Below are 12407 nucleotides of genomic sequence, written 5' to 3'. Positions count from 1 at the left end.
GGGGGCACTCGAAAGCCTGGTAATGTTTCCTCCGTCGCCGCGAGGGATACCCCGCACGACAGACACCTTGTCCGGGTGGCGGAATGGCAGACGCGCTAGCTTGAGGTGCTAGTGCCCTTTATCGGGCGTGGGGGTTCAAGTCCCCCCTCGGACACACGAGATGAGCGAGGGCCGTGACCACCTGGTCACGGCCCTCGCTCGTTGTGTGGGCCATCTCTCCCCGACTCAAAGATCACCAGGTCAACACCCCTGGGGCCAGGCCCCAAGGCGCCCGAAAGGCCGTTCCGAGTGGCTGACACAAGGGCCTGAGCCTAGCGTCGTACTAAAATTTCCGGCTTGTTACGGAATGGAGCTGGAGCCGGACAACCCCAGGCAGACCTGCGGGCCCCGCCAGCGCCCCGGAGGCTTCCGGGATGGAGACGCGAGGGCCCGATGGCAGCCATACACGAGAGCAGTGCTCTCGGCCTACTCGACGAAGAGCTCCGAGAACGGTTCGGCGACACGGCACGCTTCTCCGGGGGGCCGGCGGCCTCGCCGCGCACGCTCGTCGACGTCTTCGACGCGTCGGTGCGGTCGTACCCCGACGAACTCGCCCTGGACGACGGGGCGACGCGGCTCACCTACCGGCAGCTGGCCGCCGAGGTGGAGGACCTGCGGCGCTCGCTGGCCGGCGCCGGGGTCGGGCTCGGTGACCGGGTGGGGGTCCGGGTGCCGTCCGGCACCAATGACCTGTACGTCGCGATTCTCGCCGTCCTGGCCGCCGGGGCCGCCTATGTGCCCGTGGACGCCGAGGACCCGGAGGAGCGGGCCGAGTTGGTGTTCGGGGAGGCGCAGGTGCGGGCCGTCGTCGGGGCCGGGCACGAGCTCACCGTGTTCTCGCGGAGCGACGTCCCCGCGGCCCGGCCCGGCACGGACCACGACGCCTGGATCATCTTCACCTCCGGGTCCACCGGGAAGCCCAAGGGTGTCGCCGTCAGCCATCGCAGTGCCGCCGCGTTCGTGGACGCCGAGGCGGCCCTGTTCCTCACGGAGGATCCGATCGGGCCCGTGGACCGGGTCATGGCGGGGCTGTCGGTCGCGTTCGACGCGTCCTGCGAGGAGATGTGGCTGGCGTGGCGGTACGGGGCCTGCCTGGTGCCGGTGCCGCGTTCCCAGGTCAGGAGCGGTGCCGATCTCGGGCCCTGGCTGGTCGAGCAGGAGATCACCGTCGTGTCCACGGTGCCGACGCTGGCCGCGTTGTGGGAGCCCGAGACGCTGAACGACGTACGGCTGCTGATCTTCGGCGGTGAGGCCTGCCCGCCGGAGCTGGTGCAGCGGCTGGTGACGGAGGGGCGCGAAGTCTGGAACACGTACGGGCCGACCGAGGCGACCGTCGTGGCCTGCGCGTCGCTGATGAGCGGCGAGGAGCCCATCCGCATCGGGCTGCCGTTGGACGGCTGGGAGCTGGCCGTCGTGGACGAGGCCGGCGAGCCCGTACCGATGGGCGGCACCGGACAGTTGGTGATCGGCGGGGTCGGACTCGCGCGATACCTCGACGAAGACAAGGACGCGGAGAAGTACGCGCCGCTGGAGTCCCTCGGGTGGGAGCGGGCGTACCGGAGCGGGGACCTCGTCAAGGCGGAGCCGGAGGGGCTGGTCTTCCTCGGGCGGAGCGACGAGCAGATCAAGCTCGGCGGGCGGCGCATCGAGCTCGGTGAGGTGGATGCCGCGTTGCAGGCGCTGCCGGGTGTGGCGAGCGCCGCGTCCGCCGTGCGCACCGCCCGCAGCGGCAACCAGCTCCTCGTCGGCTATGTCGTCACCCAGGACGGCTGGGACCACGCGGCGGCCGTCGAGAAGCTGCGCGCCGAGCTGCCCGCCGCGCTCGTTCCGCTGCTCGCGCCGGTCGACGACCTGCCGACCCGGACGAGCGGCAAAGTGGACCGCGGCGCCCTGCCCTGGCCGCTGGAGGGGCTGACGACCGGTGGGCCGGCCGAGCAGCTGTACGGCACCGAGGCCTGGCTCGCCGAGCAGTGGAGCGAGGTTCTCGGCATCCCCGTGTCGAGTGCGCGCGACGACTTCTTCGCGATCGGCGGCAGCAGCCTCGCCGCCGCCCAGCTGACCACCCGGCTGCGTACCCGCTACCCGAGCGCCGCCGTCCTCGACATCTACCAGCAGCCCGTACTGCGGAAGTTGGCACGGCATCTGGAGAAGTCGGCGCAGGACGACGGTGCCGAGCGGACCGTCGCTCCGGTTCCGGTCCGCGCCCAGGTGTTCCAACTCCTGGTACTCCTCCCCCTGTTCACGCTGCTCGGGCTGCGCTGGAGCGTGGCGCTCGCCGCGGTCGGCAACCTGCTGCCCGCCTACTCCTGGCTGCCGAGCGCCCCTTGGTGGCTCGTCGGGGCCGGGGCGCTGCTCTTCTTCAGCCCGCCGGGGCGGCTGGCGCTCGCGGCGGGCGGGGCACGGTTGCTTTTGAGGGGTGTGCAGCCGGGGCGGTACGCGCGCGGCGGCAGCGTGCATCTGCGGCTGTGGGTCGCCGAGCGGCTGGCCGAGTTCAGCGGGGCGACCTCGCTGACCGGGTCGTGGCTGGAGCGGTACGCGCGGGCGCTCGGCGCCAGGATCGGTCCCGACGTGGACCTGCACTCGCTGCCGCCGGTCACCGGCATGCTCAAGCTGGGGCGCGGCGCGGCCGTGGAGTCCGAGGTGGATCTGTCCGGGTGGTGGCTGGACGGCGACCGGCTGGAGATCGGGCCGGTCAAGGTCGGCGCGCACGCCGTCGTCGGCACGCGCAGCATGCTCTTCCCCGGTGCCCGGGTCGGCAAGCGGGCCGAGGTGGCGCCGGGTTCGGCGGTGACCGGTCAGATCACGACCGGTCAGCGCTGGGCGGGCGCGCCCGCGGTCAAGCTCGGCAAGGCCAAGCGGAACTGGCCGAAGGATCGACCGGTGCGGGGAACCCACTGGCGGGTGATGTACGGCGTGGCGGGCTTCGGGCTGACGCTGCTGCCGGTCCTGGCGGGGGCGGTGGCGCTCTTCGTTGCCTACGGCTTTGTCGCCCCCGGCGCCGGGCTCGGCGAGGCGCTCAAGGGCGCCGCGCTCGCCCTCGTCCCGGCGACCCTGGCCTTCGGGCTGACGTACGCGCTGCTGCTCCTGATCGCCGTACGGCTGCTCAGCCTGGGCCTGCGCGAGGGCACGCATCCCACCCACAGCCGGATCGGCTGGCAGGCGTGGACGGTCACGCAGTTGATGGACCGTTCGCGGGAGACGCTGTTCCCGCTGTACGCCGGGCTGGTCACCCCGGTGTGGCTGCGGTTGCTGGGGATGCGGATCGGCAAGGGCGCCGAAGTGTCGACCGTCCTTGCGCTGCCGAGCCTGACGACGGTCGGCGAGGGCGCGTTCCTGGCCGACGACACGCTGACCGCACCGTACGAGCTCGGCGGCGGCTGGGTGCGGATCGGACGGGCGGAGATCGGGCGGCGGGCCTTCCTCGGGAACTCGGGGATGACCGCGCCGGGGCGGTCGGTGCCGGACGGCGGCCTTGTGGGTGTGCTGTCGGCGACGCCGAAGAAGGCGAAGAAGGGCAGCTCGTATCTGGGGCTGCCGCCGGTGAAGCTGCCGCGCTCGGCGGCCGGCGGCGACCAGAGCCGCACGTACGAACCCTCCGCGCGGCTGCTGTGGGCGCGCGGGCTGGTGGAGCTGTGCCGGATCGTGCCGGTGTTCTGCTCGGCGGGGATCGCCGTGCTGACGGTCGCGGCGCTGAGCGCGCTGGGTGCGTGGGCGCCGCTGCTGTCGGGGCTCGTGCTGCTCACGGCCGGGGTCGCGGCGGGGCTGCTGTCCGTCGTGGCCAAGTGGGTGCTCGTGGGGCGGCACCGCAGTGGGGAGCATCCGCTGTGGAGCGGGTTCGTGTGGCGCAATGAACTGGCGGACACCTTCGTCGAGGTCGTGGCCGTGCCGTGGCTGGCCGGGGCGGTGCCGGGTACGCCGGTGATGACGGCGTGGCTGCGTGGGCTGGGCGCGAGGATCGGCCGGGGCGTGTGGGTGGAGAGCTACTGGCTGCCCGAGACGGACCTGGTGACGCTGGCGGACGCGGCGACCGTGAACCGCGGCTGTGTGCTGCAGACGCACCTCTTCCACGACCGGATCTTGCGGACGGATACTGTGGTCCTCCGTGAGGGCGCGACGCTGGGTCCTGGCGGAATCGTCCTGCCCGGCAGCACGGTCGGCGCCCGTACGACTCTGGGTCCGGCGTCGCTGGTGATGGCGGCGGAGTCCGTTCCCGACGACACCCGCTGGCTGGGCAATCCGATCGAGTCATGGCGTTCCTGAGGACGCTGCGCGGCTCGTTCGGGTCGGGGCCTGACGACGACGGTGCACCGGCACGACGTTCGAGCACAGCGCAGGGAGCAGACGCAGCAGTGACCGTTCAGCAGGCAGTGGGTCCGGACCCGTACTTTCCGGCCAACGGCGATCCCCGTTACCGGGTGCACCGCTACGAGCTCGCGCTGGACTACCGTCCCGGCCCCAACCGGCTGTCCGGGACGGCCCGGATCAACGGCATAGCGGGACGGTCGCCGCTCGCGGAGTTCGTGCTGAATCTCGCCGACTTCAAGATCGGCCGGGTCCGGGTGGACGGCCGTCAGACGCACTACACGCACCGGGGCGGGCGGCTGCGCGTCCGCCCCGCGAAGCCGATCCGCGCCGGGGCCGCCTTCACAGTGGAGGTGCACTGGTCGGGCAACCCCAAGCCGGTGTCCAGTCCCTGGGGCGGGCTCGGCTGGGAGGAGCTGGCGGACGGGGCGCTGGTGGCGAGCCAGCCGGTCGGGGCGCCGTCCTGGTACCCGTGCAACGACCGGCCCGCCGACAAGGCGTCGTACCAGATCTCGGTCACCACGCCGTCCGCGTACGCGGTGGTGGCGGGCGGGCGCCTGCTGACCCGTACGACGAAGGCCTCGACGACCACCTGGGTGTACGAGCAGGCCGCGCCGACGTCCAGCTATCTGGTCGGGTTGTCGATCGGCAAGTACCAGACGGTGCTGCTGGGCGATCCGGGGCTGGGCGGCGTACCGCAGCACGGGCACATCCCGGCGCATCTGCTGGCCGAGTTCTCGAGGGACTTCGCGCGGCAGCCGCGGATGATGGACCTGTTCCAGGAGCTGTTCGGGCCGTACCCGTTCGACGAGTACGCGGTCGTGGTGACCGAGGAGGAACTCGATGTACCCGTCGAGGCACAGGGGTTGTCGCTGTTCGGCGCCAACCACGTGGACGGGGCGCGGGGTTCGGAACGGCTGGTCGCGCACGAGCTGGCCCACCAGTGGTTCGGCAACAGCGTGTCCATCGCCGACTGGCGGCACATCTGGCTGAACGAGGGGTTCGCCAAGTACGCCGAGTGGCTGTGGTCGGAGCGCTCGGGCGGCCGCACGGCCCACCAACTCGCCGCGGCCGCCCACCGGTTGCTGTCGTCGCTCCCGCAGGACCTGCGGCTCGCGGACCCCGGCCGCAAGTCGATGTTCGACGACCGCCTCTACGAACGCGGCGGCCTCACCCTGCACGCGGTGCGGTGCGCGATGGGCGACGCCGACTTCTTCCGGATGCTGCGCGGATGGGCCTCGCTGCACCGGGGCGGGGCGGTGAGCACGACGACGTTCGCCGCGCACGTGGCCCGCTTCGCGGCCGAGCCGCCGGACGAGCTGTTCGAGGCGTGGGTGTACGGGGCGGCGCTGCCGCCGTTGCCCATGCCCGAGCGACGGGCGGCCGTCTAGCAGAATGGCCGGCATGACCACGCGTTCCTGCCCGTGCGGGCTGCCTCAGGCGTACGACCAGTGCTGCGGCCGTTACCTCCCCCAGTCTCGAACAAGCTCGACCGGGGGGACCCCCATCGGTGTCGCCGCGCCCACCGCAGAGGCCCTCATGCGGTCGCGCTACAGCGCTTTCGTGAAGCGGGACGAGGCGTATCTGCTGCGGACCTGGCATCCGCGGACGCGGCCCGCGCGGGTCGAGTTCGATCCCGGGATGCGGTGGACGGGGCTGGAGATCCTCGGCACCAGCGACGGGTCCGCGTTCCACACCACCGGCACCGTGACCTTCCGCGCCTCGTTCCGGGGTGGAACGCTGCACGAGCGGAGCCGGTTCGAGCGGGTGGACGGTGCCTGGGTGTACGTGGACGGGGAGTTCCTCGACGACGATCGGTAAGGGACCCGGGCTACGGCGCCAGTATGTCCAGTTCCTGCAGCGCGCCCACCGTGATCTCCCGGGTCAGCGCCTCCGCGCGGGATCCGTCGCCCGAGCGGACCGCTTCGGCGACCTGGACGTGGAGGGTGACGGCGGCCGGGTCGGGGTCCTCGAACATGACCTCGTGGTGGGTGCGGCCTGCGAGGACCTCGGCGACGACGTCGCCGAGGCGGGCGAACATCTCGTTGCCGGAGGCGTTGAGAATGACGCGGTGGAAGGCGATGTCGTGGACGAGGTAGCCCTCCAGCTGGTGGCCGCGTGAGTGGGCCACCATGCCCAGGGCGCACTCGGTGAGCTCGGCGCACTGGTCGGCCGTGGCGTACTTGGCGGCGAGGCCCGCGGCGATCGGTTCGACCGCGGAGCGCAGGACCGTGAGCGAGCGCAGCTGGCGGGGGCGGTCGGCGCCGGCCAGGCGCCATCGGATGACCTGGGGATCGTAGACGTTCCACTCGTTCGTGGGACGGACCGTCACGCCCACCCGGCGGCGGGACTCGACCAGGTGCATGGACTCCAGGACGCGGACCGCCTCACGCATCACGGACCGTGAGACGTCGTACCTCTGCGCCAGCTCGTCGGTGCGCAGAACGCTGCCCGGCGGGTACTCGCCCGCGGTGATCGCGGGGCCGAGGGTTTCCAGTACGCGGCCGTGCAGCCCGCGGCCCGATGTGCTCATGCACTCAGCGTACGGGGCACGTCACAGGAAGAAAAAGTCAGACTTATTTGTCACAGACTCTTGAATTCGTCGTACCTAATGGGTTTCAGTGTGGCCGACGTCAGATGTCGACGTCGGATGTCGAGGAAGACAGCGAGGCAGTGATGCGTACCCCTCACGTCGTCGTGGTGATGGGCGTCGCCGGCACGGGCAAGACCACGATCGGTCCCCTGCTCGCGGCCCGGCTGGGCGTCCCGTACGCAGAGGGCGACGACTTCCACCCGCAGGCCAACATCGACAAGATGTCGGCCGGCAACCCCCTTGAGGACGCGGACCGGTGGCCATGGCTCGACGCCATCGGCACCTGGGCGCACGGGCGGGCCGGGCTCGGCGGGGTGGTCAGCTGTTCGGCGCTGAAGCGGTCGTATCGCGACCGGCTCAGGGCCGCTGCTCCCGGAGTCGTGTTCGTGCACCTCGCGGGCGACCGGGCGCTGATCGAGGACCGTATGAGGCACCGGCAGGGTCATTTCATGCCGACCGCGCTGCTGGACTCCCAGTTCGCCACGCTCCAGCCGCTCCAGGCGGACGAGGCGGGAGTCGCCGTGGACGTCTCCGGCAGCCCGGAGGAGATCACCGAGCGGGCCGCCGTGGCGCTGGACGCGCTTTCGGAGACGTCCCTTCCCGACGTGGCGCAGTAACACCTTCTTCCCATAACACCCCTCCCCCGTCCCCGTACATGCAAGGGAACCCCCCGTGACCAGACTCAGTGTGGAGATGCTGGCAGCGGACGCACCCGAGCCGATCACCTCGGCCGGCCACGCTCAGCTGGGTATCGCCGTTCTGGCGGGTATCGCCGTCATCGTCGTGCTCATCACCAGGTTCAAGCTCCACGCCTTCCTGTCACTGACCATCGGGTCACTGGCGCTCGGCGCGTTCGCCGGGGCGCCGCTCGACAAGGTGATCACCAGCTTCACCACCGGACTCGGCTCGACCGTGGCCGGTGTGGGCGTGCTGATAGCCCTGGGCGCGATCCTCGGCAAGATGCTCGCCGACTCGGGCGGCGCCGACCAGATCGTCGACACGATCCTCGCGAAGGCGACCGGTCGCACGATGCCGTGGGCGATGGTCCTGATCGCCTCGGTGATCGGGCTGCCGCTGTTCTTCGAGGTCGGCGTGGTGCTGCTGATCCCGGTCGTGCTGATGGTCGCCAAGCGCGGCAACTACTCGCTGATGCGGATCGGCATCCCGGCGCTCGCCGGTCTGTCCGTGATGCACGGCCTGGTCCCGCCGCACCCCGGCCCGCTCGTCGCGATCGACGCGGTCAAGGCCAACCTCGGTGTCACGCTGGCGCTCGGCGTCCTGGTCGCCATCCCGACCGTGATCATCGCCGGACCGCTGTTCTCCAAGTACGCGGCCCGCTGGGTGGACGTCCCCGCCCCGGACCGGATGGTCCCGCAGCGCGCCTCCGAGGAACTGGAGCGGACTCCCGGCTTCGGCGCGACCCTCGCCACGATCCTCCTGCCGGTCGTCCTGATGCTCTCCAAGGCGCTGGTCGACATCGTCATCGACGACCCGACGCACACCGTGCAGCGCACCTTCGACGTCATCGGCTCCCCGCTGATCGCCCTGCTCGCCGCCGTGCTGGTGGGCATCTTCACCCTCCTGCGACCCGCCGGGTTCGCCAAGGAGCGGGTCTCCCAGCTCGTCGAGAAGGGCCTCGCGCCGATCGCGGGCATCCTGCTGATCGTCGGTGCGGGCGGCGGCTTCAAGCAGACACTGATCGACTCCGGCGTCGGCCAGATGATCCTGGACATCTCCAAGGACTGGTCGATCCCGGCCCTGCTGCTGGCCTGGCTGATCGCGGTCGCGATCCGGCTGGCGACCGGCTCGGCGACCGTGGCGACGATCTCGGCGGCCGGCCTGGTCGCCCCGCTCGCCGCCGACATGTCGACGACCCACACGGCCCTGCTCGTCCTGGCCATCGGCGCCGGCTCGCTCTTCTTCAGCCATGTCAACGACGCCGGATTCTGGCTGGTGAAGGAGTACTTCGGACTGACCGTCGGCCAGACCCTCAAGACCTGGTCCGTCATGGAGACGATCATCTCCGTGGTCGCGGGCGGTACGGTCCTCCTCCTCTCGCTGATCATCTAGGAGTACGGCGATGAGTCACCCCTTGTTCGACATCGGCGGCCGGACCGCCCTGGTCACCGGCTCCAGCCGGGGCATCGGCCTCGCGCTGGCCCGCGGCCTCGCTCAGGCGGGCTGCAGGGTCGTCCTCAACGGGCGGGACGGCGACCGGCTCGCCAAGGCCGCCGCGGAGCTGCCCGGTGACGTCCACACCGCCGTGTTCGACGTCACCGACGGGCAGTCGGTGGCGGGCGGCATGGCCGACGTGGAGGAACGGGTCGGACCGCTCGACATCCTGGTCAACAACGCGGGCATGCAACTGCGCGCCCCGCTGCTGGAATTCACCGACTCGGACTGGCATCGGATCCTGGACACCAACCTGACCAGCGCGTTCCTGGTCGGCCGGGAAGCCGCCCGCCGGATGACGGAACGCGGCCACGGCAAGATCATCAACATCTGCTCGCTGCAGAGCGAGGTGGCCCGGCCCGGCATCGCGCCCTACGCCGCCACCAAGGGCGCGCTGAAGATGCTCACCAAGGGCATGTGCGCGGACTGGGGGCCGTACGGCGTCCAGGTCAACGGCCTCGGTCCCGGCTACATCGAGACCGAGCTGACCAGGCCCCTCGTCGAGGACGAGGAGTTCAGCGCGTGGGTGCGGCGACGCACCCCGGCCGGCCGCTGGGGCCGTACGGAGGACCTGGTGGGCGGGGTGCTGTTTCTCGCCTCACCCGCCGCGGACTTCGTCGGCGGACAGGTGCTGTATGTCGACGGCGGCATGACGAGCGTGCTGTGACCCGCGGGGAGAGTGTGATGCTGGGTTGTGTGATCCACGGCCAGGGTGACCTGCGGGTCGAGGAGTTGGCGGCGCCGGTCCCCGGGCCCGGGCAGGCACTGGTGGCCGTGCGGTACGGCGGGGTGTGCGGGTCCGATCTGCACTACTGGCGGCACGGCGGCGTCGGGGACTTCCGGCTCAAGGAGCCGATGCTGCTCGGCCACGAGGTGGTCGGGACCGTGGTGTCGTACAGCGACGGTGCGTCAGGCCCCGCTGCCGGTACGGACGTTGCCGTCCACCCGGCGACTCCCTGCGGGGTGTGCCCGGAGTGTGCCGAGCAGCGCCGGAACGTCTGCCGCGACACCCGCTATCTCGGCAGCGCGGCCCGCTTCCCGCATGTCCAGGGCGGTTTCGCCGCCCGAGTGGTCGTCCCGGCCGAGCAGTTGAGGCCGCTGCCGACCGGGCTGGGCCTGCGTCGGGCGGCGCTCGCCGAGCCGCTCTCGGTGGCGCTGCACGCGGTGCGGCGGGCCGGGGACGTGCGCGGACGCCACGTCCTGGTCACCGGGGCGGGGCCCATCGGGTGCCTCGTGGTCGCGGCGGCGAAGGCCGCCGGTGCGGCGCGGGTGACGGCGACGGACCTCCTTCCGGCGGCGCTGCGGTACGCCACGGCGGCCGGCGCCGACACCGTCGTACGGGCGGACGATCCGTCCGATCCCGGGTGGCCGGCCGAGGTCGACACGGCCCTGGAGGCGTCCGGGGTGGCCGCGGGTCTCGACACCTGTCTGCGGCTGGTGCGGCGGGGCGGGGTCGTCGTGCAGCTCGGGATGCTGCCGCCGGGGCCGAGTCCGTTCGCGGGGAACCTGGTGGTGAGCCGGGAGATCGAGCTGCGGGGCGCGTTCCGCTTCGACGGCGAGTTCGACGAGGCACTGCACCTGCTCGCCGCCGAGCCCGCGTTCGACGCCCTGGTCAGCTCGGTCGTGCCGGTGGCCAAGGCCGAGGATGCCTTCGCGCTGGCCGCGGACCGGGGGCGGTCCTGCAAGGTGCTGCTCGACTTCGCCTCTTGAGCACCCTTGGGCCACTGCCGGTGCGGGTGAGCAGGTCAGCGTGCGCGCTCACCGGGCGAGGGAGTGTCCCTGGCCGGGTCGGTCGGGTGAGCCGCGTCCGGGGCAGGGCGCCAGAGGGGATGTTCCCGCTCCGCCCAGTCCCGGTCCACCGCCCCTGTCCGCATCCCCCGCCGCGCCTCCGGGTCGCCCAGAGCCATCCCGATGTGCCCGGCGAGGACGATGCCGATGGTCAGTGCCAGCCAGTCGTGGACGAAGGTCGCGCTGGTGCGCCACATCAGCGGGGCGAGGTGGGTGAACCACATGATCAGACCGGTGCCGACCATGACCAGGGTCGCGCCGGCGATCCAGGCCGCGTAGACCTTCTGGCCGGCGTTGAACTTGCCCGCCGGGCGGGACGCGCGCCGCTTGTCACGGCGGAGGGCGGCGCGCAGCCAGACACGGTCGTGCGGGCCGAAGCGGTTGAGGAAGCGCAGGTCGGCGCGGAACGCGCGGGAGGCGAGGCCCGCCAGGACCGGCACCGGCAGGGCGAGGCCGGCCCACTCGTGGACGCGGACGACCAGCTCGCGGCGGCCGACGAGCTCGGCGAGCTGGGGAACGTAGAGGCAGGCGGCCGTGACCACGCACACGCTCATCAGGACGGCCGTCGTGCGGTGCACCCACCGTTCGGCGCGGGTGAAGCGGCGGATCCGCGTGGTCACCGGGGTGTCGGCGTCAGCTCGTGGGGGCATCGTCCCGCCCGTTCGAACGGCCCACCCAGGCGTCGATGTCGTAGCCCCGGTCCTCCCAGTAACCGGGCTTCACGTCCTCGGTGACGGTGATGCCGGAGAGCCACTTGGCGGACTTGTAGAAGTACATGGGGGCCACGTAGAGGCGGACCGGACCGCCGTGGGAATGGCCGAGGTCCTTGTCCTGCATGCGCAGGGCGACCAGGACGTCCGCGCGGCGGGCCTGTTCGAGCGTGAGGCTCTCGCTGTAGGCCCCGTCGAAGCAGGTGAACCGCACCGCCCCGGCCGAGGGGCGCACTCCCGCGGCGTCCAGGAGCCGGGACAGGCGTACCCCCTCGAAGGGGGTGTCGGGGACCCGCCAACCGGTGACGCACTGGACGTCCTTGACCATCCGGGTCTGGGGCAGGGCTCGGAGGTCGGACAGCGTGTAGGTCTTCGGGCGGTCGACCAGGCCGTCGATGGTGAGGCGGTAGTTCTCGGCGTTCTTGTGGGGCACCGAGGAGGTGACCGAGTAGTAGCGGAAGCCACCGCCGTTCGGGAGCAGGCCGGTCAGTCCGGTGGGGTCCTTGTCGGCCGCGTTGCCGAGGAAGGCCTCCAGGCCGCGTTGCAGGGTGGGCGCGGCGACGACGCCGAGCGCGCCCAGGCCGAGGGTGCCGAGGAGGACGCGGCGGCCGATGGGGGTGCCGGGGGGCTCGGGCCGGCCCGTGCCCGTTTCGGCCGTTTCGCTCGGTTCCTCGGGCTGTTCGGAGTTCACGGGTTCATTCGAACACCCGCGACCCGGGGGCGGCCAGGGGTCGCGGGTGCTCGTCAGGGTTCCGTAATCACTTCTTCCGTGGATCCCAGTCGGTGATGACCGAGAATCCCTG

At 71.6% G+C, this 12407-nt stretch carries 10 protein-coding genes and 1 tRNA gene; 8 read left to right on the top strand and 3 right to left on the bottom strand.

Annotated features, from left to right (window positions below; genetic code table 11):
* Window positions 1–69: 69 nt before the first annotated feature.
* The 4 genes from ACFYO2_RS31970 (at window position 70) to ACFYO2_RS31955 (ending at window position 6162) form a co-directional block, all read left to right on the top strand.
* Window positions 70–154 (top strand) — tRNA-Leu (locus ACFYO2_RS31970).
* Window positions 155–432: 278 nt separating this feature from the next.
* Entirely contained in the window at window positions 433–4299 is a 3867-nt protein-coding gene (locus ACFYO2_RS31965; RefSeq protein WP_388355922.1) for a Pls/PosA family non-ribosomal peptide synthetase, read from the top strand.
* 89 nt (window positions 4300–4388) lie between these two features.
* Window positions 4389–5732: a M1 family metallopeptidase gene (locus ACFYO2_RS31960; RefSeq protein ID WP_388355921.1), complete on the top strand. Its 1344-nt coding sequence runs from the start codon at window positions 4389–4391 to the stop codon at window positions 5730–5732.
* A 4-nt stretch (window positions 5733–5736) separates the two neighbouring features.
* Window positions 5737–6162, top strand: coding sequence for a YchJ family protein (locus ACFYO2_RS31955; protein ID WP_388355919.1), 426 nt, complete (start codon window positions 5737–5739; stop codon window positions 6160–6162).
* A gap of 10 nt (window positions 6163–6172) precedes the next feature.
* Here ACFYO2_RS31955 and ACFYO2_RS31950 read toward each other — a convergent pair whose 3' ends face one another.
* Window positions 6173–6874, bottom strand: a complete 702-nt coding sequence (locus ACFYO2_RS31950) for a FadR/GntR family transcriptional regulator (RefSeq protein ID WP_388355917.1) — start codon at window positions 6872–6874, stop codon at window positions 6173–6175.
* Between the two features lie 143 nt (window positions 6875–7017).
* Between ACFYO2_RS31950 and ACFYO2_RS31945 the strand changes: the two genes are divergently transcribed.
* From ACFYO2_RS31945 to ACFYO2_RS31930, 4 genes are read left to right on the top strand one after another with little or no spacing between them, the layout of a single operon-like run.
* Window positions 7018–7551 carry a gluconokinase gene (locus tag ACFYO2_RS31945; RefSeq protein ID WP_388355915.1) on the top strand — a complete coding sequence of 178 codons (534 nt, stop codon included), beginning with the start codon at window positions 7018–7020 and terminating at the stop codon, window positions 7549–7551.
* 55 nt (window positions 7552–7606) lie between these two features.
* Window positions 7607–9004, top strand: a complete 1398-nt coding sequence (locus ACFYO2_RS31940; RefSeq protein WP_388355913.1) for a GntP family permease — start codon at window positions 7607–7609, stop codon at window positions 9002–9004.
* A 10-nt stretch (window positions 9005–9014) separates the two neighbouring features.
* Window positions 9015–9773, top strand: a complete 759-nt coding sequence (locus ACFYO2_RS31935) for an SDR family oxidoreductase (protein WP_388355911.1) — start codon at window positions 9015–9017, stop codon at window positions 9771–9773.
* Between the two features lie 17 nt (window positions 9774–9790).
* Window positions 9791–10816, top strand: coding sequence for an L-idonate 5-dehydrogenase (locus ACFYO2_RS31930; RefSeq protein WP_388355909.1), 1026 nt, complete (start codon window positions 9791–9793; stop codon window positions 10814–10816).
* A gap of 35 nt (window positions 10817–10851) precedes the next feature.
* On the opposite strand, the gene ACFYO2_RS31925 is transcribed toward ACFYO2_RS31930, so the two are convergent.
* Both ACFYO2_RS31925 and ACFYO2_RS31920 read right to left on the bottom strand, forming a co-directional pair.
* Entirely contained in the window at window positions 10852–11544 is a 693-nt protein-coding gene (locus tag ACFYO2_RS31925; protein ID WP_388355908.1) for a cytochrome b/b6 domain-containing protein, read from the bottom strand.
* Window positions 11528–12295, bottom strand: coding sequence for a molybdopterin-dependent oxidoreductase (locus tag ACFYO2_RS31920; protein WP_388355906.1), 768 nt, complete (start codon window positions 12293–12295; stop codon window positions 11528–11530). Before ACFYO2_RS31920 ends, ACFYO2_RS31925 begins: the two co-directional genes overlap by 17 nt.
* Window positions 12296–12407: the final 112 nt, after the last annotated feature.

This window comes from Streptomyces sp. NPDC006602, from assembly GCF_042870385.1.
Taxonomy (GTDB): domain Bacteria; phylum Actinomycetota; class Actinomycetes; order Streptomycetales; family Streptomycetaceae; genus Streptomyces.
This window is presented reverse-complemented; position numbering and strand designations above follow the sequence as displayed.

Excerpts from the sequence above, each read along its gene's own strand:
- ACFYO2_RS31965 (WP_388355922.1), top strand. The coding sequence starts at position 433 with ATGGCAGCCATACACGAGAGCAGTGCTCTCGGCCTACTCGACGAAGAG.
- ACFYO2_RS31925 (WP_388355908.1), bottom strand. The coding sequence starts at position 11,544 with ATGCCCCCACGAGCTGACGCCGACACCCCGGTGACCACGCGGATCCGC.
- ACFYO2_RS31945 (WP_388355915.1), top strand. The coding sequence starts at position 7,018 with ATGCGTACCCCTCACGTCGTCGTGGTGATGGGCGTCGCCGGCACGGGC.
- ACFYO2_RS31950 (WP_388355917.1), bottom strand. The coding sequence starts at position 6,874 with ATGAGCACATCGGGCCGCGGGCTGCACGGCCGCGTACTGGAAACCCTC.
- ACFYO2_RS31935 (WP_388355911.1), top strand. The coding sequence starts at position 9,015 with ATGAGTCACCCCTTGTTCGACATCGGCGGCCGGACCGCCCTGGTCACC.
- ACFYO2_RS31930 (WP_388355909.1), top strand. The coding sequence starts at position 9,791 with ATGCTGGGTTGTGTGATCCACGGCCAGGGTGACCTGCGGGTCGAGGAG.
- ACFYO2_RS31955 (WP_388355919.1), top strand. The coding sequence starts at position 5,737 with ATGGCCGGCATGACCACGCGTTCCTGCCCGTGCGGGCTGCCTCAGGCG.